The 21,049-nt window shown below is 40.5% G+C and carries 24 protein-coding genes; 21 read left to right on the top strand and 3 right to left on the bottom strand.

Features of this window, described 5'->3' with window-relative positions; translation table 11 throughout:
* Positions 1–237: 237 nt before the first annotated feature.
* Positions 238–666, bottom strand: a complete 429-nt coding sequence (locus H589_RS0114790; RefSeq protein ID WP_027722755.1) for a CBS domain-containing protein — start codon at positions 664–666, stop codon at positions 238–240.
* A 261-nt stretch (positions 667–927) separates the two neighbouring features.
* Between H589_RS0114790 and H589_RS0114785 the strand changes: the two genes are divergently transcribed.
* The 19 genes from H589_RS0114785 (at position 928) to H589_RS0114695 (ending at position 19,097) form a co-directional block, all read left to right on the top strand.
* Positions 928–1,572: a protein-L-isoaspartate(D-aspartate) O-methyltransferase gene (locus tag H589_RS0114785; RefSeq protein WP_027722754.1), complete on the top strand. Its 645-nt coding sequence runs from the start codon at positions 928–930 to the stop codon at positions 1,570–1,572.
* Between the two features lie 20 nt (positions 1,573–1,592).
* A complete protein-coding gene (locus H589_RS0114780; protein WP_035076142.1) occupies positions 1,593–2,552 on the top strand; it encodes a DUF368 domain-containing protein in 960 nt (319 codons plus the stop codon).
* Between the two features lie 60 nt (positions 2,553–2,612).
* Positions 2,613–3,506, top strand: coding sequence for an Mrp/NBP35 family ATP-binding protein (locus H589_RS0114775; protein ID WP_027722752.1), 894 nt, complete (start codon positions 2,613–2,615; stop codon positions 3,504–3,506).
* A gap of 182 nt (positions 3,507–3,688) precedes the next feature.
* Positions 3,689–4,234, top strand: a complete 546-nt coding sequence (gene pgsA, locus H589_RS0114770) for a CDP-diacylglycerol--glycerol-3-phosphate 3-phosphatidyltransferase (RefSeq protein WP_027722751.1) — start codon at positions 3,689–3,691, stop codon at positions 4,232–4,234.
* 35 nt (positions 4,235–4,269) lie between these two features.
* Positions 4,270–4,548, top strand: coding sequence for a hypothetical protein (locus H589_RS0114765; protein WP_027722750.1), 279 nt, complete (start codon positions 4,270–4,272; stop codon positions 4,546–4,548).
* An 8-nt stretch (positions 4,549–4,556) separates the two neighbouring features.
* Positions 4,557–4,883 (top strand): FtsB family cell division protein, encoded by a 327-nt coding sequence (locus H589_RS0114760; protein ID WP_027722749.1) that lies wholly within the window; start codon positions 4,557–4,559, stop codon positions 4,881–4,883.
* The gene (locus H589_RS0114755; protein WP_027722748.1) at positions 4,867–5,721 is read left to right on the top strand and encodes a tetratricopeptide repeat protein; all 855 of its coding nucleotides are present in this window, start codon (positions 4,867–4,869) and stop codon (positions 5,719–5,721) included. Before H589_RS0114760 ends, H589_RS0114755 begins: the two co-directional genes overlap by 17 nt.
* A gap of 85 nt (positions 5,722–5,806) precedes the next feature.
* Positions 5,807–6,607, top strand: coding sequence for a hypothetical protein (locus H589_RS0114750; RefSeq protein WP_035076137.1), 801 nt, complete (start codon positions 5,807–5,809; stop codon positions 6,605–6,607).
* A gap of 90 nt (positions 6,608–6,697) precedes the next feature.
* Positions 6,698–7,714, top strand: coding sequence for a class 1 fructose-bisphosphatase (gene fbp / locus H589_RS0114745; RefSeq protein WP_027722746.1), 1,017 nt, complete (start codon positions 6,698–6,700; stop codon positions 7,712–7,714).
* Positions 7,714–8,781: a tRNA (adenosine(37)-N6)-threonylcarbamoyltransferase complex transferase subunit TsaD gene (gene tsaD / locus H589_RS0114740; protein WP_027722745.1), complete on the top strand. Its 1,068-nt coding sequence runs from the start codon at positions 7,714–7,716 to the stop codon at positions 8,779–8,781. The genes fbp and tsaD overlap by 1 nt, the downstream gene beginning before the upstream one ends.
* A gap of 216 nt (positions 8,782–8,997) precedes the next feature.
* Positions 8,998–9,318: a thioredoxin gene (trxA, locus tag H589_RS0114735; RefSeq protein WP_027722744.1), complete on the top strand. Its 321-nt coding sequence runs from the start codon at positions 8,998–9,000 to the stop codon at positions 9,316–9,318.
* A gap of 3 nt (positions 9,319–9,321) precedes the next feature.
* Positions 9,322–10,239 (top strand): thioredoxin-disulfide reductase, encoded by a 918-nt coding sequence (trxB, locus tag H589_RS0114730; RefSeq protein WP_027722743.1) that lies wholly within the window; start codon positions 9,322–9,324, stop codon positions 10,237–10,239.
* Positions 10,239–10,970, top strand: coding sequence for an outer membrane protein assembly factor BamD (locus tag H589_RS0114725; RefSeq protein ID WP_027722742.1), 732 nt, complete (start codon positions 10,239–10,241; stop codon positions 10,968–10,970). Before trxB ends, H589_RS0114725 begins: the two co-directional genes overlap by 1 nt.
* Positions 10,971–11,307: 337 nt before the next feature.
* Positions 11,308–12,108 (top strand): hypothetical protein, encoded by an 801-nt coding sequence (locus H589_RS0114720; RefSeq protein ID WP_027722741.1) that lies wholly within the window; start codon positions 11,308–11,310, stop codon positions 12,106–12,108.
* A gap of 23 nt (positions 12,109–12,131) precedes the next feature.
* Positions 12,132–14,180 (top strand): elongation factor G, encoded by a 2,049-nt coding sequence (gene fusA / locus H589_RS0114715; protein ID WP_027722740.1) that lies wholly within the window; start codon positions 12,132–12,134, stop codon positions 14,178–14,180.
* 121 nt (positions 14,181–14,301) lie between these two features.
* Positions 14,302–14,805: a DUF2062 domain-containing protein gene (locus tag H589_RS0114710; RefSeq protein WP_027722739.1), complete on the top strand. Its 504-nt coding sequence runs from the start codon at positions 14,302–14,304 to the stop codon at positions 14,803–14,805.
* A 180-nt stretch (positions 14,806–14,985) separates the two neighbouring features.
* Positions 14,986–17,142 carry a chemotaxis protein CheA gene (locus H589_RS0114705; protein ID WP_027722738.1) on the top strand — a complete coding sequence of 719 codons (2,157 nt, stop codon included), beginning with the start codon at positions 14,986–14,988 and terminating at the stop codon, positions 17,140–17,142.
* Between the two features lie 5 nt (positions 17,143–17,147).
* Positions 17,148–18,017: a CheR family methyltransferase gene (locus H589_RS0114700; protein WP_027722737.1), complete on the top strand. Its 870-nt coding sequence runs from the start codon at positions 17,148–17,150 to the stop codon at positions 18,015–18,017.
* Between the two features lie 6 nt (positions 18,018–18,023).
* Positions 18,024–19,097, top strand: a complete 1,074-nt coding sequence (locus H589_RS0114695; protein ID WP_027722736.1) for a protein-glutamate methylesterase/protein-glutamine glutaminase — start codon at positions 18,024–18,026, stop codon at positions 19,095–19,097.
* Between the two features lie 106 nt (positions 19,098–19,203).
* Here H589_RS0114695 and H589_RS0114690 read toward each other — a convergent pair whose 3' ends face one another.
* Both H589_RS0114690 and crcB read right to left on the bottom strand, forming a co-directional pair.
* The gene (locus H589_RS0114690) at positions 19,204–19,551 is read right to left on the bottom strand and encodes a DUF190 domain-containing protein (RefSeq protein WP_027722735.1); all 348 of its coding nucleotides are present in this window, start codon (positions 19,549–19,551) and stop codon (positions 19,204–19,206) included.
* 31 nt (positions 19,552–19,582) lie between these two features.
* Positions 19,583–19,963, bottom strand: coding sequence for a fluoride efflux transporter CrcB (gene crcB, locus H589_RS0114685; RefSeq protein ID WP_027722734.1), 381 nt, complete (start codon positions 19,961–19,963; stop codon positions 19,583–19,585).
* Between the two features lie 69 nt (positions 19,964–20,032).
* On the opposite strand from crcB, the gene H589_RS0114680 reads away from it, so the two are divergent.
* The gene (locus H589_RS0114680) at positions 20,033–20,608 is read left to right on the top strand and encodes a class IV adenylate cyclase (RefSeq protein ID WP_027722733.1); all 576 of its coding nucleotides are present in this window, start codon (positions 20,033–20,035) and stop codon (positions 20,606–20,608) included.
* A 131-nt stretch (positions 20,609–20,739) separates the two neighbouring features.
* Positions 20,740–21,048, top strand: coding sequence for an ATP-dependent Clp protease adapter ClpS (gene clpS / locus H589_RS0114675; RefSeq protein ID WP_027722732.1), 309 nt, complete (start codon positions 20,740–20,742; stop codon positions 21,046–21,048).
* Position 21,049: the final 1 nt, after the last annotated feature.

Raw genomic sequence — 21,049 nt, 5'->3', positions numbered from 1 at the left:
AGTATTGGAATAAATCTTTATCTTTATTTACGGAAATCGGCGCAAAGCCAATGATTGAAAAAGTGCAGGGCTGGCTGGACGGATTGAAAGATAATGAAGACGGTTAAATAAAAAAAACGAAAAGATATTAATCCAATTAAAAGTTTTTGGAATTCTTAAAACCTTTTTTCAAAAAGGTTTTAAGGCCCCCGGCAGGGTCGCCGAAGGCTCTCACTGACACTTATTAAATAATAAAAACTATTTTTCCAAAGCTTCCATTAAGCTGATAGTCAGTTTTAGAAAATCAGCTTCGGTCAGAATACCTTCCAGACCGTTCTGCTCGTTCACAACTGGCAGGCAGCCGTATTTGTGGTTCAGCAGCAGATATGCGGCTTCTTTCAGCAGTTCATCTGCGGAGATTGTTTTTATTCCAGTCTGCATAATTTCTCCAACTGGAATTCCGGCATCTATTTCACCCTGTGTGCTTGGGTCGATATCAGCTAACTGAGAGATAGTTGCCCGTAAAATATCACGATGCGTAATCAGCCCGATGAATTCCTTTTTGTCATTCACAATGGGAATATGTCTAATACGCTGCAGGTCCATCAGCGACCTTGCCATTTTTAAATTATCTTCAGAATTAAGTGTAAACAGTTCTTTGGTCATCAGATCACTAACTTTCAGCATATTCTCCTCCTTATCCTTACTTATAATCTCTCTTTATGTAGCTTTTGTGTCAAGGGTGGATATGAAAAAAACAAGTTTAATGCTCATTTTGGTCCATTCAGGTTGACTTGCCTGCCAAAATCTGATTTTCAACTGCAAACAATGAATTATTGTAAGGGGTATTAACTTCTTCATGTTCGTTGCGAAAAATTATTTCAAGCTTTAATTATTAAAGACGTTCTGCTTAAGCCGGGCTGAAAATTATAGTTTGACGGGGGATAAGTGCGTATAGATCCGAAACGATCACGATTTAAAATGGTTGAAGACCAGATTGTGGCACGAGGTGTGTCAGATAAGACTGTTCTTGATGCCATGCGTAAAGTTCAGAGGCACCTTTTTGTGCAGGATGCTCTTGCTTCACGTGCTTATTCCGACAGTGCTTTGCCTATCGGTGAAGGCCAGACTATTTCTCAGCCGTTTATTGTGGCTTTTATGTCTGAACTTTTGCAGATTCAGCCCGGTCACAAGGTGCTGGAAATCGGCACGGGGTCAGGATATCAGGCCGCTGTACTCGCCGAGATGGGCGCAGATGTTTTTTCAGTTGAAAGGATTCGCAAGCTTTTTCTTGCAGCACGAAAACTCCTTTTTGATTTGAGATATTTCAATATTCAACTTAAGCTGGATGATGGTACGATGGGCTGGCCTGATGAGGCTCCCTATGACCGCATAATTGTTACAGCCGGTGGACCGGAGATTCCTCAGTACTTAGTGGATCAGCTTGCTGATCATGGCCGGCTGGTCATTCCGGTCGGCGGGCAGAAGCGTGCGCAGCGGCTTATGCTTGTTACTAAGGAAGATGGAAAAATCGAAACCACAGACATGGGCGGATGTGCCTTTGTCGATCTGGTCGGCAAACAGGGCTGGTAACGGGACTCACGGAGAAATTGATGAATCTTATCCAAGCTTGGAAAAAAGGGCCCGGACCTGAATCGGCCCGTGATTATATTATCCTGATGCTCAAAGGGCTGTGCATGGGCGTAGCCGATATTATCCCCGGAGTATCCGGTGGTACAATGGCTTTTATTACAGGTATTTATGATAATTTAATTGATGCCATCCGTTCATTTAACGGCGCATTCTTTAAAAATATACTCAAACTCAATATTGCCGGAGCCATTGCCGAGGCTCACCTTAAATTTCTTATTCCCCTGCTTTTCGGAATTGTGCTGGCTATGGTTTCCATGGCACGGATTATCCATATTTTGCTGGAATCACATCCTGTGCAGGTCTGGTCACTGTTTTTCGGACTGATCGCAGCTTCTATTATTGTAGTAGGTAAGCGGGTAGGGGAACTGTCTGTAAAAAATGTGGCAGCAGGAATTGCAGGAGCTGTTTTCAGTTTTATTCTGGTCGGACTTATTCCGGTAACTACCCCGAATAGTTTATGGTTTGTTTTTATCTGCGCAACATTTTCAATCTGCGCGATGATTCTGCCCGGTATCAGCGGTGCTTTTATACTGCTGCTGCTTGGAAAATACGAATTTATTACCGGAGCTCTTCGCAACCCTGCAACGCCTGAAAATGCGGCTGTGCTGGTGGTGTTTGTATGCGGCTGTGCGGTCGGAATTTCATTGTTTTCCCGTGTATTACATTATTTCCTTGAAAGACATCATGCAGTTACCATAAGTGTCCTCACTGGATTCATGGCTGGTGCTATGCGTAAGGTCTGGCCCTGGAAGGAAGTTCTTGATTCAGTAGTAATCAGGGGCAAGGTCCATGTTCTGAGTGAAGCAAATATTTTCCCTTCTGCTTTTAATGGAGAATTCGGCATGGCTGTGCTTTTGATGCTTGTCGGATTCGCTGCAGTGATTATCTTGGAATGGGTATCCTCAGCCAGGGATAGCTGAGGCTGACCGGGGACCGGATTGGTCCTCTGTGTTTTTTTAATATACAACAAAGGCATAGATATGAGTTCATCATGCGGTTCCTGTTCTTCCGGTGGAAAGAAGGACGGAGACAAAACAAGTGCTGCCCATGCTTTGCAGGATGAGTTGATTTCATCAACTCTGCAAAAGATTAAATACAAAATTTTTGTAATGAGCGGTAAAGGCGGAGTCGGCAAAAGTTCTGTTGCGGTAAATATTGCTGCAGCACTTGCTGACAAAGGATTCAAAGTAGGTATTCTGGATGTCGATATTCACGGCCCCAGTGTTCCTCACCTGCTCGGAATCACCGGACAGCTGGAAGTGGAACGCGGCAATCTCGTGGTTCCTAAAAAAGTGAACGACAACCTGCATGTTGTTTCTATGGAATCTCTGCTCAAGGACCCTGATCAGGCTGTCCTGTGGCGTGGTCCCATGAAAACCTCTGCAATCAGACAGTTTGTTTCCGACGTACAGTGGGGCGAGCTGGACTTTCTGGTTGTTGATTCCCCTCCGGGTACCGGCGATGAGCCTATGACCGTTTTGAAAACCATTCCTGAATCTCTGGCTGTTGTCGTTACAACTCCGCAGGAAGTTTCTCTGGCTGACGTAAGAAAGGCAATCAACTTTCTGCAGTACGCTAAAGCAAACATCATGGGTGTTGTCGAAAATATGAGCGGCCTTGTCTGCCCGCACTGTTCTGAACATATTGATCTGTTCAAAAAAGGCGGCGGCGAAAAACTGGCTGAAAAATACGGTCTGCCGTTCTTAGGTGCAATTCCTCTTGATCCTACTACTGTTGTTGCAGGTGATCTTGGTAAACCGGTTGTTCTTCTTGAAGAAGATTCTCCGGCAAAAGTTGCATTCAGAGCTGTTGCAGATAAAATTGCAGAAGCAGCTGAAAGCAGTCTGGAAATTGCATCCAGCACACATACTTAAATCGCTGAAAACTGCCGTATGGCAGCATTTGAAATGCCGGGTTGACAACACGTCCACCTGAGCAGAGAATCAAGCAGTATTTGCAGGGGGCCTGAAACATGGTCCCCTGTGTAATAAATGTCTTCAGGTTTCAGGGTGACAGCACCCTGACTACAAGAATATTTCTGACCCCGGGACACACTATGTTCAATCTTGCCAATTCCCTGACTCTGGGACGTATTTTTGCCGTACCACTTATTGTTGCTCTTCTTTATTATCCCAGCAAACTGACTATGTTTTTGGCGGCATTTGTGTTTTTTCTGGCGTCACTTACAGATTTTTTTGATGGCTACATCGCACGTCGCAGCAATCAGGTTACTAATTTAGGCAAGTTTCTGGACCCGCTGGCAGATAAACTTCTTATCTGTTCTACATTGATTATGCTGAGTTATATGGGGATTATCAGCGGCTGGATTACTGTTGTCATAGTCTGTCGCGAGCTTGCTGTCACCGGATTGAGAGCAATTGCAGTAGATATGGGGCTTGTTCTTGCGGCAGATAAATTCGGAAAGTTGAAAACACTTGTGCAGAGTTTTGCTTTGGGTCCTCTTTTACTCCATTATTCATATTTTAATCTGGATATGCATCAGATAGGGTTATATATCCTGTACGTAGCAGTATTTTTAACTGTTTTTTCTGGTGCTAATTATATGTACAATTTGCATAAAGTCTGGTTAACTAGCGAATAAATTTTGAAAGTAATAGAAAACAATACAGGTAAATCATGAATGGTCACAACAGACATAATCTTATGTTCAGACTTAACAATTGTCTGGAGACAATATTAGATCTTGAACCGCAGCTTAAAAAGCTTGATTTGAGTCGCAATTTCATTGATGAACTTGAAGTTCTTAAGGGGTTTATGAGTAAACTTAAAAAAGTGAAGCTGAGTGAGGACGAAGTTGAAAGAATTGAGTCCGCTACTGATAATTTTTTACAAGAGCTTAAGTTTCCTCTTGGACAGGCTGATACGTCCAGAAAAATGTTTATGCGTTTACAGTAGGATATTAGATGCTGAGGCGTAGATTTTTACTGGGTGTTCTGGTTATTATCAACATAGTGCTGCTTATTCGGCTGGGACTCAGCGAGCAGGGGGTTTTCGGTTATCTTGATCTCGATCAAAAAGTTCAGGAGCTGGAGAGCAGAATTGAAGCTGCAGATAACAGAACAATCGAACTCAGCAGAGAAATCAGACGATTAAAGTCTGATCAGGCTTATCAGGAAAAGGTCATTCGTGGGCGGATGAACTATGTTAAGGAAAATGAACTACTTTATATTTTCCCCGAAAAAGGGAAAGTAACGAATCAGGGAGCAGGTGCAGATGCAAAGCAAGATTGAGTGGTATCAGGAAGTTCTGGCCCTTGAACCAAGCTCAAAAGTTTTTTTTCCTCTGGCTCGCCTTTTCGTTGAAATGGGAAGCCATGAGAAAGCAATAACTACCCTTAGAATGGGGCTTGACCGTCATCCCGACTACCTTGAAGCGCGTTTACTGCTTGTTGAAACACTTACAAAACTTGAGCGTGATTCTGAAGCAAAAGCAGCAGTGGCACCGCTTACAAGATTATTTTCTTCTTACCCCTCATTCTGGAAAATGTGGGGTGATTCTGTGTCTGACGGTAATAGTGATGTTGCCGGAGCCATGGCTTTCTTGTTTTCAGCCCTGCATGGATCACCCATGTCATGGTCAGATGTTATGGCCGAAGGTATCAGACAGCTCACCGGTATTTCTCCAAGTGAGAAATCTGCTCCTGCGGAAAAGCCTGAAAATTTATATGAACAGGCTGCTTTTACCCGTCCCTCTCCTGACACTGATATTGAACTTCTTGCCCATGAAATAAGTCAGGCAGCTGAACGAATTGATCTTGACGGTGAGTCGGAAGCAGAGCTGACCAATCCGGAAGTCATGGATAGTTTGAAAACTAAGACTATGGCTGAAGTTCTTGCCGCTCAAGGTGATAGCGAAGGTGCTCTTGATATTTATCGTGAACTTCTGTGTAGAGCTCCAGATAGTGAAAAAGAAAATCTTATGAAATTAATGGCCGAAATTTCTGAAAAAATCAGTCTCACTCCGAGTGGTAAAGATGTGACTGATCCCTATAACAAGCATGCGAAAAATAAATTGATGAGTACTCTTGAGATTTTGGCAGGACGGCTTGAAGCTCGCGCCAACCGTTAATTGATTGTAGTTTTCTTAATTCTTTTTCAAATAAATAATATATACAGCTGAAGTTCATGCTTTTGCCAGTTATCCGGATTTATATATGAAATTTAAAAATTCAGTGCGTTTTTTCGCGCTATTTTCTGTTCTTGTAATGATTTTGTGCGTTTCTGGATGTGAATATGGAAGTAAAGTCTGGAGTGATACCCAGAATTTTGTTGACCCTAATCCTGAAATTACCCTCAATCATCCGGGGATAGAAAATCAGAACGATAACAAGCTTGCATTGTTATTTACTCCTGTTGATGGAAAAATTCTTTCTCTAATCAACACGCTTTCTACAGTTGATTCTCATCCTGATGAGGGATGGTTCAAGCTTCTTTTTATGCGTTTTCCATGGATCAGTGGTGTTTTCACAGTTGATGAAGAGGCCAGCATCCTTGTTAAACTCCCTGAAAATGAGATTAAACCTTTCAAACCCGGTCCGTTAGTCGAATATGAAGGGGACTGGTCTGAAATCAACCTTAAGTCATTTGTTAATTATTCCGAGTTTGGACCTGAGATATACCTTTGCACTCCTTTTTTTAAGGATGCAGAGTTTAAGGGCTTGGTTGTAGTTCATTTTGACCCCAGAGTTTTACTTAATTTTTGTCCCGAGCCGGAAAAACTTATAATTATGCAACCTGACGGAGGCGGAGTCTGGTCCGGTTCTGCAGAAGTCAATAAAGAAGGTTTTTTAAAAATAGACTGGGATGAGCTTCTTGATAAAGGAGTTAGAGGAATAGTTAAAGTTGATGAAGTTCGATATGTATGGTTCTCCAGATATGTCGGTGATACTCAGATTGTTTATATGACTAAAGCTGTTACAGAAAAAGACAACGAAGACGGTATATTATTTTTCTAAATATTCGTAGGTTCTGTTAGAAAAATCTGGTATAGAGAGCTTTATATATCCTGATAATTGCGCAGCAGGGGATATTCCTAAGGAGGATAAATGACCCAGCAGATAACTGTTACCGAGCACCTGTTACTACATCAAAAGCAAATTCCCGGTGCAACAGGTCAATTCACTCATTTGTTTAACGAACTTATTCTTTCGGCTAAAATTATTTCAAGAGAAGTAACAAAGGCTGGATTAGTTGATGTTCTCGGTTTTACCGGGGAAATTAATGTTCAGGGTGAAGAAGTAAAAAAACTAGATGAATACGCCAACAGTATTTTAATTCACCGTATGGCCCGGTCAGGTGTTCTTTGTGCTATGGCCTCCGAGGAAAACGCAGATATAATTGAGATTCCACACGGTCTTCCGCAGGGGAACTATATTATCATCTTTGATCCTCTTGATGGTTCTTCAAACATTGATGTGAACGTTACGATCGGAACTATTTTTTCCATTTTCCGCCGTAAGAGTAAATTGGGAACTCCTGTACAATCCACGGATGTACTTCAGGCAGGGCATGAGCAGGTTGCATCCGGATACATCCTCTATGGTTCATCCACAATGCTTGTATTTACTACTGGAGACGGTGTTCATGGATTTACTCTTGACCCCGGTGTAGGTGAATTTCTTCTTTCGCATCCCAATATGAAAGTTCCAGACTCCGGGAATATATATTCAGTAAACGAAGGGTACTGGCCGTATTGGGATGAAGCGACCAAGAAGGCCGTCAGTTATTTTAAATCTACTGATAACATTCATGGAAAGCCTTACAGTTTACGCTATATAGGATCTCTTGTTGCCGATTTTCATCGTAATTTGATTTACGGCGGAGTCTTCATGTATCCGGCAGACCATAGAGACCCGTCTAAGCCTAAAGGTAAACTCAGACTTTTATGTGAAGCATTCCCCATGGCTATGCTTGTAGAACAGGCCGGAGGCCGTGCTACAGATGGGAATCAGAGGATTTTAGATATTGAACCGGACAGCCTTCACCAGCGCGTACCTCTTTTTATAGGTTCAAGGCACGAAGTTGATACTATCAGCTCCATATATAAGGAGCATAACGGTTAATGCTTTGCCTTGGTATTGAAAGCTCTTGCGATGAAACAGGACTGGCCTTAGTTCGTGATGGAAAACTGATTGCAGAAAAACTGGCTTCACAAGTAGATGTGCATGCCGTTTTTGGCGGAGTAGTACCTGAAATTGCTTCCCGTGAACATTTGCGTGTTTTACCTGTTCTGCTTGCCGAACTTCTTCTAGAGCAGTCTTTGACTGCAAAAGATCTTGATGTTGTTTCTGTTGCCAGAGGTCCTGGATTGCAGGGATGCCTGCTTATGGGACTTAATTTTGCAAAGGGCCTTGTTTTTTCAACGGGTGCGAAGCTAGTTGGTGTGAATCATTTATGGGCACATCTCACAGCCGCTGGACTTGAACAGGAATTGCAATTTCCTTCTCTAGGACTTTTAGTCTCCGGTGGGCACACTCATATTTATTATATTGAAAGTCCATTGAAGTTCACATTACTTGGTCGGACTCTGGATGATGCAGCAGGCGAAGCTTTTGATAAAACAGCTAAGTCGCTTAATTTGCCATATCCGGGGGGAAAGCTGGTAGATGATTTTGGCCGGCGCGGTATTGTTGATAAGAAAATGTTTCCTGTACCGTATATTAACAACGATAATCTCGATTTCAGCTTCAGCGGACTTAAAACCGCTGTAGCGACATACGTAAATTCACATCCAGAATTGCGCCTCGGTTCCATGGGGATACCGGAGAGTAATAGTGAACCGCATGAAATAGTGACAGCTCGAAATAATATGCTTGCCTCTTTCAATTATGTTGTAGGAAGAAAGCTCGAAGTAAAAATAGAAAGAGCACTGAAGCGTAATAGCGATGTGAAATCACTTATTGTTGCAGGGGGCGTTGCTGCTAACTCTGTTGTACGTAAGGTTATGGGAAAGGTTGCAAAACGTTTTTCCATTCCGCTTGTTCTGCCGTCTCTGCATTTGTGTACAGATAACGGGGCCATGATCGCTTATGCCGGATATCTGATGGCAAGCTCCGGGTGCAGACATGATTTGAATCTGGAGGCTATTCCCCGTGGAAGGGTTGTGCCGTGTGACTGGATCTGTGATTAATTATTATGAATTTTAAATACTGCTATTGCGATTATGTATGGCTAGTATTATGTTACTTTGAAAAGCGTATTGTTATACGTCTTGACACATAGGCAAACCATATTTAAATTTAATACTTAAAATGTTATCTTAGTAGGTAGCAGTCTGGATGAAAACTAATGTGTCTTTTTAATATGATAGGCACAGCTAATTGAATACTGTAACAAGGAGAAAACCATGGCTTTGCAGGTATCAGATTCCAATTTTCAAGAAGAAGTTATTAATAGTGATAAGCCTGTTCTAGTTGATTTCTGGGCTCCGTGGTGCGGCCCCTGTCGTGCAATGGGACCAGTAATTGATGAACTCTCAGAAGAGTTTGCCGGACAGGTAAAAATCTGCAAAATGAATGTAGATGATAATCCTGCATCTCCCGGAAAGTACGGTATTCGTGCTATCCCTACACTTATTCTTTTCAAAGATGGAGAAGTTGTTGACCAGACTACTGGTGCAGTTTCTAAAAGCAGCATTAAGGAAATGATCAGTAGTAAGGCTCTGTAAGAAATGAAGTCTTATGACGCTGTTATTATCGGGGGCGGTCCAGCTGGAATGGCGGCCGCCCTTTATCTTGCGCGAGCAGGGGTTAACTTTCTTGTTGTCGAAAAAATGTCCCATGGGGGGCAGATGCTTCTTACTGACAAGCTTGAGAATTATCCTGGATTTCCTGAAGGAATTAAAGGATATGAATTAGCTGACAGAATGGCAGAACATGTCAAAACATATGATTTTGACCATATTCATGATGAAGTACAGCAGATAGTTCCAGGTAAGGATTTTCATACGATAATAGCAGACGGTGCTCACATTAAAACCCACGTAATTATTATTGCTTCGGGTGTTACTTTTCGAAAACTTAAAGTACCTAATGAAGAAAAGCTGCTCGGGCGAGGCGTTTCCTATTGTGCTCTTTGCGATGGTAATTTTTTTAAAGGCAAAGATGTTGCAGTTATTGGAGGCGGTAACTCCGCTCTGGAGGAGTCTATTTATCTTTCAAAGCTAGTGAAGAAGCTGTATCTAGTGCATCGGAGAGAACAATTCAGGGCGGATAAGATTTATCGCGATAAATGTCTCGACAACCCTGTTATTGAACCTGTACTGAGTTCTGTCGTCTCTAGAATTATAGGAGAAGATGAGGTTTGCGGTATTGAAATTAAAAATGTCCAAACTGGTGAATTTTCAGTATTAGATGTGGATGGTGTCTTTATCTTTGTTGGATATGATGCCGTTTGCAAATTTTTTCCCGAAGGTCTTGATCTTGATCAGTACGGATTTATTAAAACAACCTGCGAAATGGAATCAAATATTCCAGGCATTTATGCTGCCGGTGATATTCGTTCTAAAAAATGCAGGCAGATTGTCACCGCAGTAGGTGATGGCGCCACAGCGGCAACTGCCGCCTATACGTATCTGGAACACAAATAATGCGAATCAGAATTTTATCTATTATTTTAGCTTCTTTCTTGCTTTTATGCGTTAGTGGCTGCGGAATTGTTGACTATTATTTTTTACCTAAGCCTGAAGACACTGCGCAAGAGCTTTATGAAGCCGGTGTAGAAGCCATGAAGGACAAATCTTATAGTGATGCAGCAGATTATTTTGGTAAACTGAAAGATCGTTATCCATTCAGTCCTTATACCGTTAAAGCTGAAGTTAGTCTTGGTGATGCTCTCTTTTTAGAAAAGAGGTATTTTGATGCATCTGAATCATATAAAGAATTTGCAGCCCTGCATCCGGGCAACGAAGAAATTCCTTATGTTCTATTTCAGATTGGTTTGAGCAATTTTAATATATTTAGCTCGATTGATCGTCCCCAAACGAGCGTTACTGAAGCACTTGAATACTTTTACAGGGTTGAAGAGGCTTACCCCGACAGTGAATATTCAAAGTCTGCTAAGGAATATATTATAAAATGCCGTAGACACCTTGCGGATCATGAGCTTTATATCGCAGATTTTTTCTGGCGGTCTTCTAAGTTCGGTTCCGCATGGAAACGATATGCGTATGTTGTCAAAAATTTTAAAGATCTGCCTAAAGTGCAGCTATATGCTAGAAAACAAGCTGAAATGGCTTATTATGAATACCAGAAAACTCTTTCAGAAGATGAACGTGAAAAACTTCAGGGTAGCTGGAAAGAACTTTTCGACTGGTTATAAATAATTTGTTTTAATTTAAGATAAGACCCGGCAGGCAGAAGTCTGTCGGGTCTTTTTTAATTATTTTAAGATGTTTTCAAACCTTTTTTATACTTAGGGTACGTTTTTATTGAGTTTAAAGTTAGTTGTAAGGGGGATTAACTATAAATTAATCGTCCTAGACAAAATATTTTGAACATATGAATTAATTAAACTAGACTAAATTACTTTAGAATTTTATTTTCTCTAAAAATTAATATTGTCATAAATATTATATAACAATTATATTTAAAAAAATATATTATCATTTTTTTAAAGTACAGAGAATTAATACTGCATATTTTCCAGAGGATTACACATGTTCATATTTCCTGAATGGTTGCAAGAATACCATATCACAGATGATGTTTTTGCGGATTGTTATGAGTCAACTCTACCTGCACAGAGGGCTTGGCTTAAAAAGACTATTGCCCAAAGCTATGCAGTTAATTCTCCTGAAGCTCCTCAAAAAACTTGGACAGTTAATACCTGGCGTGGTGGTTTTGAAACAGAGATTTCTGTTTCACCTTTGGACTGGACGGTGTTGCTTCTTGATAAGGGCAGCGTTTCAGCAGTAAGGATTTTAGCTGCCCTAAGTCCTGCTTTGGCAGCTGGTATACAAAATATTTTGGTAGTGTTCGTGGGGGATGGCGATATTGCGCAGTCTGTTCTGACAGGATTTGAACTTGCCGGTCAGGAAGATGTTGTAAAACTGAGTAAATCTGACTTGGCTGAATTATTTTGTTATTTAAAAGATTCTAGTGCCTGTGGTGCAATTCTTGATCTGCGTTCTGCGCCAGAAGGTATCTCTTATGATGCGAAGTTTCGTTACTGGCAAGCTCCTAATATTTCTAGTATATATTGCTATAAGGATGAAGAATTACCTGTAATTGAGGTATTGAATTTTGCTCATCCTGATATAGATTTGATAGAAGTGAACGAAGATACTTTTGAGGACATAAGTGGTGAAGTTATTGTTGTTCCTGCTGAACTGGTAGGTGAAGCTTTGAATAACTTCAAAATAGTTCTTACTTATGGTCAAGAGGGATGCTGGATTTGGAATAATTTCGGAAGTTGGTTTTTCAAACACGAATCTGTTGCTCTTGCTGCGGCTGAATAAGATTATTACCGGGAAGGTGTTTTGTGAGTGTTAAGCCTGATTTTTCTGCTAAAGGTGTTGGCAAAATACGAAATATTGGAATTATTGCGCATATTGATGCGGGGAAAACAACTGTCACTGAGCGAATGCTTTATTTTTCCGGAAAGATCCACCGGCTTGGCGAAGTTCATGAAGGAACTGCCACAATGGATTATATGCCCGAAGAACAGGATCGCGGGATAACCATTACTTCGGCCGTGACGACCTGTTATTGGGGCCAAAATACAATCAATATTATTGATACTCCCGGGCATGTTGATTTTACCATTGAAGTGGAAAGGTCATTACGAGTTCTTGATGGTGCTATTGGAGTATTCTGCGCTGTGGGCGGGGTCGAGCCTCAGTCAGAAACTGTTTGGCGGCAAAGTGAAAGTTACGGTATTCCTAAGCTCGTTTTTATTAATAAAATGGATCGCCCCGGTGCTGATTTTGAAGTCGTTTTGAAGTCCATGACTGATAAGTTAGGTATAAAATCTCTTCCCGTACAAATCCCTGATGGGGGAGGTGATGAATTTTCTGCTGTTTATGATCTGATCAGAATGAAAAAATTAGTCTTTGATCAAGATGAAAATGGTGAAAAATTCGATATAGTTGAACTTGATGATCATGATGAAGAATTTGTAGCTCCGTGGAGAGAGCGTATGTGTGATATGCTTTCTGAAATTAATGATGAGTTTATGGAGCGTTATCTGGATGATTGTGTTGATCCTGAATATATAGAATCTATGATCCGCAAAGCGACTTTGGATTTGGAAATAGTTCCTGTTTATGTAGGGTCTGCTCTTAAAAACATTGGAATACAGCCTCTTATGGATGGTGTATGTAAATTTTTACCAAGTCCGCTAGAGGTGTCCAGAGTTAGCGGAATTGATCCCTTTACAGGTGTGGAGCGTTTAGTTGAGCCATTAGTGTCAGAACCGTTTCAGGCCCTGGCTTTTAAGGTTGTTATGGACAACGGCCGTAAGATGGTACTCATGCGAATTTACGCTGGTAAAGTTGAATCTGGTGATTCTGTAAAGAATTTTACGCAAAATACAACTGAACGTATTGCCCGTTTATTTAGGATGCATGCTGGGCGTAAGGAACTTATTGATGTCGCAGGAGTGGGCGATATTATAGCTGTCGGAGGTATGAAGGACACCAGAACGGGTGATACTTTGTCAACTCCAGACTATCCGCTTATTCTTGAAAACATTTCTCTCTATAAACCGGTAATTTCACTCGCAATTGAACCTAAAAATGTGGAAGAGTCTGACAAAATTGAAGAAGTTCTGGATAAATATTTACAGGAAGACCCTACTCTTGATCTGAAAACAGATGAGAATACCGGTCAAATTATTTTGTCAGGCATGGGAGAGCTTCATCTTGAAGTTGTCTTGGATAGATTGAAGCGTGAATATAAACTTGAACCAAGGTCAGGTAAGCCTCAGGTTATTTATCAGGAAGTTCCCGGAAAAATGGCTGAAGCTGAGGAAAATTTTGATAAACTGCTTGGTGATGCAAAACATTACGGTTATGTACGACTTGCGATAGAACCGCTTGAACGGGGAGCAGGGCATGATATTGTTTTTGAAATTAATACAGTTGAATGGCCTTCCGACTGGATGGATGCTGTTGCTGATGGGATAAGTGATGGATTGCAGAGCGGAGTTATTAAGGGGTTTCCAGTCCAAGACGTGAAGGTGCGCGTATTAGAATTACGTAGAAAGGATGGAGAATCTAGCATCCCCGGCTATCATATGGCAGCTGGAAAAGCATTAAAGTCTGCACTTTCAAAGTCATCTCCTAAACTCATGGAACCGATCATGGATGTTGAGATTTCAGTACCTGAAGAGTTTGTCGGTGATGTAATCGGTCTTTTGGGTGCAAAGGGAGCGCGCATTGAAAATATGCTCGACCGTAATAATCAGAAGATAGTTCAAGGGCTGGCACCGCTGCGCAAAATGTTTGGTTTTTCTACAGACCTGCGGTCATCCACTCAAGGTCGTGCCGGATTTGCCATGAAATTTCACAGTTTTGATGTTTTAGACTAATCTTTTTATGATATTTCAATGATTGGGATCTCGAGGATGGTCATGACTATTTCTCGATTTGAATAGATAATGCTGCTTTGCCGGGCAAGGTAGTTTTTCATTATGCTCAAGCAGGTAATTGATGCAAAAAGAACTTTCACGATTAGGCAGAGTCAAAAGGCTTTTAAAGTTATATTATTTAAAAATAATGCGGATTAATGCTTCTCCGCATTTTATTGCCATGGGTGTTGCGTGCGGTGTTTTCGGAGGCTGTTTTCCAGTTATTCCCGGACTTCCACTACAAACTGTAATAGCAGTTGTCGCAGCATTTTGTACTCGCAGCAGTAAGATTGCTGCTGCCATTGCTACATGGATTTCAAACCCTTTTAACTGGCTGCTTTTTTATTATGTACAGTTTAAAATAGGTACTTTCCTGTTACCGATAGAGCTTAATTTTGATCCTGCCAAATGGCAGGTAAGTGATTTTATGCAGATCGGCTGGCAAGGAATTACTGTGCTTATTTTCGGAGGTTTTGTATTAGGGATTCCACTGGCTGTGATATCTTATTTTGTAGCTTTGCATTTTGTGCGTAGCTATAGGAGAAAAAAGACTCTTAGAATGCTTGCCCGTAGAAAGAATCTGTAATGCTGATATCTTTTTATTTACACTATGTTAAAAATTAGTGTGAAAAGTATGATTTAAGACCCTTTATAAGCTATAGGGTCTTTTTTTTATGATATTAGTTGTGATAATTCTTGAAACAAATTGATTAAATGTTTAAAAATAAGTGAGATTTTAGCTAATATAATGACCGGGAGCATCCTGATGTCTGATGATATGACTACACAAGTCTTTAAAGAAGAAGCTTACGAACTGCTTGGAGAGCTTGAAACTTCCTTGCTTGAGCTTGAAGAAATGCCTGATGATATGGACCTTATCAACAGAGTTTTTAGAGCCCTGCATACGATTAAAGGCTCCGGGGCCATGTTTGGTTTTGATGCTATTGCTGCCTTTACTCATGAAGTTGAAACTGTTTTTGACAAAGTCAGAAACGGCGAACTGCCAATTACTAAAGAACTGCTGACTCTTTCTCTCTCATCCAGAGATCACATATATTCTTTACTTGAATCTTCCGGTGAAACGGGAGAGCCCCCGTCCGGGGAACACATTTTGGAAGGATTGAAAAATATTGCTTTCGGGAGTGATAATGTTGATTTTACAGATGAGATTGAAACATCTGTTCAGGAAGTAATTCCAGATGAAATTTCTGAGGCTGACCCAAGCGATTATGCCAATATGTACCGAATCGAGATCACTCCTGTTTCAGGTAATGAAGTAAGTGATGAAGATCTCTCCCCGCTAATGGATGAGCTCAGAAAAATCGGAAAAGTATGTTTTGAAATTTTTCATTCAGGTGAAGAAGATAACGCTTCTAAAAAAGGGCAATACTGGGATATCCTTTTTAAAAGCGATGTGGACAGTCTTTCAATAGAAGAGATTTTCTTTTTTACCGATGTTCCAATTACCGTAAAAGTTCTTACAGCATCTCAAGATGATTTTGATGCCTTAGATAAGGTTGAAGAAACAGTACCTGCGAAAGATAAAGAAAGTAATGGACAGTACAAAAAGCTTGGTGAAATTCTTATTGATAGAGGTGATGTTAGCCATGAAACGATTGAGCAGGTTCTTGCTGATCAAAAACCTTTAGGTGAATTGCTTACCGAAAAAGGGGTTGTCAGTAAGGAGAAAGTTGATAGTGCGTTAGCTGAACAGGCTGCGGCTAAAGAATTTCGCGCTGCACGCCAAAAAGTTGATGTAGCTTCCTCTATCAGAGTTTCTGCCGAAAAACTTGATTATCTGGTTGATCTAGTTGGAGAGCTTGTCATCGTTCAGGCGCAGATAAGTCAGGTTGTCAGTGAGAAAGGTGACCCTGCACTTACTGCTTTATCGGAAGAACTTGAGCGTCTTTCGGATGAACTTCGCGATGGTACACTTGGAATCAGAATGCTGCCGATCGGAACAACTTTCAGCAAGTTCAGAAGGTTGGTCCGTGATTTATCAGAAGAGCTGGGTAAAAAAATAGAATTGCATACTATAGGTGCTGAGACAGAGCTTGATAAGACCGTTATTGAAAGATTGAGTGATCCTCTTGTGCATCTATTGCGTAATTCTATCGACCATGGAATTGAACAGCCTGATATCCGTAAGGAAAAAGGAAAATCAGAACACGGAACGATTACTCTTACAGCAGAACATTCCGGCGGTGATGTAATTATTCTCATTGAAGATGACGGTAAGGGAATGTCAAAAGATGCAATTCGTTCCAAAGCCGTTGATAAAGGACTTATTACAGCAGATGTGGATCTTTCCGATAAAGAACTTTTTAATCTTATTTTTGAACCAGGATTTTCTACAGCAGCAAGCATAACCAGTGTTTCAGGTCGAGGCGTTGGTATGGACGTTGTAAAACGCGCGATAGATTCATTGCGTGGAAGTATTGATATCGATAGCAAAGAAGGCAAGGGAAGTGTAATAACTATACGGTTGCCGCTTACTCTGGCTATTATTGATGGCCTTCAAGTTCGTGTTGAAGACGGATATTATGTTATTCCTCTCTCACTGGTTGAAGAATGTGTTGAGCTTACCCGTGCTGATGTTGAAAATGCAAATGGGCAGCAGTTTGTTAATTTACGCGGAGAAATTGTTCCCTATATCAGAATACGTGAGTGGTTTGATATTGAAGGAGAATCACCAGCAATAGAACAGATTGTTATAACCGGGCTTGAAGGTAATAGAGTTGGCGTTGTTGTTGATACAGTTATTGGAGAACATCAGACTGTTATTAAGAGCCTTGGAAGAGTTTATCGTGATGTGGAGGGAATATCAGGGGCTACAATTAAGGGAGATGGCACTCTTGCTTTGATTTTAGATATTCCAAAACTTTTTCGTACAGTATTAGCAGAAATTAAGGCAGTTGGCTGATGACTATGATGAAAGAGAATTCCCCAAAGGATAATCGTTGCGCTTCAGTAGTGACTACCCCAAAGATGACAGATGCTGACTTTAGAAAGTTCAGCACATTAATTAAAGGGGAGTTCGGAATAAAAATGCCTCTGGCAAAAAAAACAATGCTTGAGGCAAGGCTGCAGAAGAGGTTGCGTGCACTAGGTTTAAGTACTCATTCACAATATTGCGATTTTTTGTTCAGTCCTGAGGGGTTTGAAAGAGAACTTACTCAATTAATTGATGTTGTTACCACAAATACTACAGATTTTTTTCGCGAGCCAAAACATTTTGAATTGATGCTTACTACGGTTCTGCCTGATTTATCACAGCAAAAGAATCGGCCGATAAAGGTCTGGTCTGCTGGATGTTCCAGCGGCGAAGAGCCATACACAATTGCTATGGTTCTCAGTGAATTTGCAGCGAAAAATAGTAATTTTAATTTTTCAATTCTCGCAACAGATATTTCTACTGAAATTCTGCATAAAGCTATGAATGCAGTCTATTCCAAGGATAAAGTTGATGTAATCCCGTTGGCTTTAAAGAAAAAATATATGTTGAAAAGTAAAGACAAGGCTAAAAAACTTGTACGAATGGCTCCTGAGTTACGAAAAAAGGTTGATTTTCGCAGATTAAATTTTATGGAACCATTCCCGTTCAAAGACGAGAAGGATATAATATTCTGCCGAAATGTTGTAATATATTTTGACAGAGCAACTCAAGATAAATTGTTTAAGAAGTTTTGTGAAAGATTGTGTAAGGGCGGGTATTTATTTATTGGGCACTCTGAAAGTATTTCTGGTATGGATCTTCCCATCAGACAGATAGCTCCTACTGTTTATCAAAAGGTTTAGGGTATGATAAATAATAAAACAAAGGTTCTGATTGTTGATGATTCTGCTCTTGTAAGACAGACTTTACAACAATTGTTTAATACTGACCCTGCAATTGAAGTTGTTGGAAGCGCAGGAGATCCATTTGCTGCTGCTGAGATAATGAAAACTGTTGTTCCAGATGTTATTACGCTTGATATTGAAATGCCGAAAATGGACGGACTTACTTTCCTACGTAAGCTTATGAGTCAGCATCCTATTCCTGTGGTTATTTGCTCAACATTAACTGCTAAAGGATCTGAAAGTTATATGCGTGCGCTTGAATATGGCGCGATTGAAATTATAACTAAACCTAAAATAGGAACCAGGCAATTTTTTGAAGAATCCAGCATACGTGTTTGTGATGTAATAAAAGCCGCAGCCCTCGCAAGACCAAAAAAACTTTCTGCACGGCCACTTAATGTCCAGCCGAAGTTGAGTGCTGATGCTATGCTGCCAAAGGCCCGCCCACGTTCAACCAGCTTACAGACAACGGAGAAAGTAGTTCTTGTAGGAGCTTCAACTGGTGGAACAGAAGCTATTCAAAGTTTTCTGCAAAGAATGCCGCGTGACTGTCCAGGTATTGCAATCGTTCAACATATGCCTGAACAATTTACAGCAGCATTTGCTGCACGATTAAATACTATTTGCCAGATTATGGTAAAAGAAGCTTCGGATGGAGACAGTATCTTGAGGGGACAGGCTCTGATTGCACCGGGTAACAAGCACATGCTCGTTAAACGATCAGGCGCTCGGTATTATGTTGAAATAAAAGATGGACCTTTAGTCAGTCGTCACAGACCTTCAGTTGATGTCCTTTTCCGATCAGGAGCATCCAGTGCAGGTAAAAATGCTGTTGCTGTTATTATGACTGGAATGGGAGATGATGGAGCTAAGGGTATGAAAGAGATGCGTGAATCTGGAACTTACACCATTGCGCAGGATGAAGCTTCATGTGTTGTTTTTGGTATGCCGCAAGAGGCAATTAAAGCTGGTGGAGTTGATAAAGTAACTTCACTTAACAACATTCCTAATGAAGTAATTTCCCGTTGTAATAGCTAATTGTATATTTTGATTATAAAAAAGACCGGAGAATATATATTCTCCGGTCTTTTTTATGTTGGCTAAATATTGTGATGGATTTTATTTCGCTAGTTTGGACATATGTTTAAATTTTTTTGCCTTGATTATGTTTATGAAAAATAATTTTTACTTCATCTTCAGTAATAAGACCTTCAGTCATGTTATCATTCAGGAATTTTTTTAATGGCTCAATTCTTTCAGCAGTGTCTACAATTTCAATTATTAAAGGAAGGTCTTCGGAAAGGCGTAGTATTGATGTTGTGCGTACTTGGCTGTTTTCACCATATCCCATAACACCTCTATAAACAGATGCCCCCACAATTCCTAATTTGCGAGCTTCTTCTACAATTACTTCGTACAAGGGGCGGTGCTTAATACGATTTTCTTCACCTGTGAAAATTTTGAGCCTTATAGCTTTTTCCGATAGAGTCATGGAAATTCTCCGTGGTTATATTTTATTAAGGTCAAGAAACTATTAATCTTCCAAGGGCAAGACCGCCAACAATACACATAACGCCGAGAGCTGTCTGTCCTCCGACATTCAGGGCGGCAAGAGGCCATTGACTTGATTTGATGAGTGTAGTTGTTTCAAACATATAAGTCGAAAATGTAGTAAACGCTCCCATAAATCCAGTCAGAATCATAAGTCGCATATGGGGAGGCAAGCCTAATCTATTTTCAAATATACCGGTAACTAGACCAAAAAGAAGACAGCCAATCAGATTTACTGCACAAGTGCCGGCTGGAAAAGATGTATTAAACATTTTTTGGGCTACGCCTGAGAGAAGATATCGGCTTAAAGTCCCTGCAGCTCCGCCTGCTGCTATATAAAAATATTTTTGCATGTTATTATCCTATAATAATGTTCAATTGTTAACAATCTGTATCATTTCAAGAATAGAGAGAAAAGTAAAATGGCACTGGAAATAGAATTGAAATTTGTAAATGCGGATATAGAATTAGCCCGTAAGATTATGGAAGAGAAGGGCGGTAATAAGATTACCCGCCATTATGAGCGAAATATTGTACTGGATGATCCAGGACGTACTCTATACAAGCGTTCAGCATTATTGCGGGTTAGACAGGCTGACAAAATTACCATGACTGTTAAACGAATTCCTGCCGAAATAGATGAGAGCAAAGCAAAAGTTTACGTTGAGCATGAAACGGAAGTCTCCAGCTTTGATGAGACCGTATCTGCATTGCAGGTTTTAGGCTATGCACCTGTTTTCAGCTACGAGAAAATAAGGGAAGAATGGGAATTTGCTCATTGCCATGTATGTCTTGATTTACTCCCATTCGGACCATTTATAGAAATAGAGGGCAGTGAAGCTGATATATTGTCCTGTGCAGGAATTTTAGGACTTGACGAATCTACCTCAAGTAAAAAAACATATCATGAACTTAACCGGTCTTATCGCGCTGAAAGAGGATTGCCTCAGGATGAAAATTTCATATTTTCAGCAGAAGAAGTTAAAGGATTACTTTAATTATATTTATTTTAATACAGATTAAAGTGTGAAAAAAATAAAAATAAACAATTCTTCCTCGACAGGTGGGGGAATTGTTCTTATTGTTAAACATAGTAGAAAAGATAATTTTTAAAAACGATTAAAAAAATATGCCCGAATATATAGAAGAATTTGAATCAGATGTACTGTTTAAAGATGAACTCAAGGAGCCTCGCAAATATCGGGTGCTGCTGCACAATGATGACTACACATCCATGGAATTCGTGATAGCCATACTTATGCAGGTTTTCAGAAAAACAGAAGAGGAATCCACAGAAATCATGCTCAAAGTTCATAATGATGGAGTAGGGGTTTGTGGAGTTTATACAGCAGAAGTTGCTGAAACACGCGTTGAAATGGTCAGACAGCTTGCACAGCAGGCAGGCTTTCCGCTGAAATGCACAATCGAAGAGGTCTAGT

It is taken from the genome of Maridesulfovibrio zosterae DSM 11974, assembly GCF_000425265.1.
Classification (GTDB): Bacteria; Desulfobacterota; Desulfovibrionia; order Desulfovibrionales; family Desulfovibrionaceae; genus Maridesulfovibrio; species Maridesulfovibrio zosterae.
The sequence above is the reverse complement of the archived record's forward strand: the minus strand, read 5'-3'. Positions and strand labels throughout refer to the sequence as shown.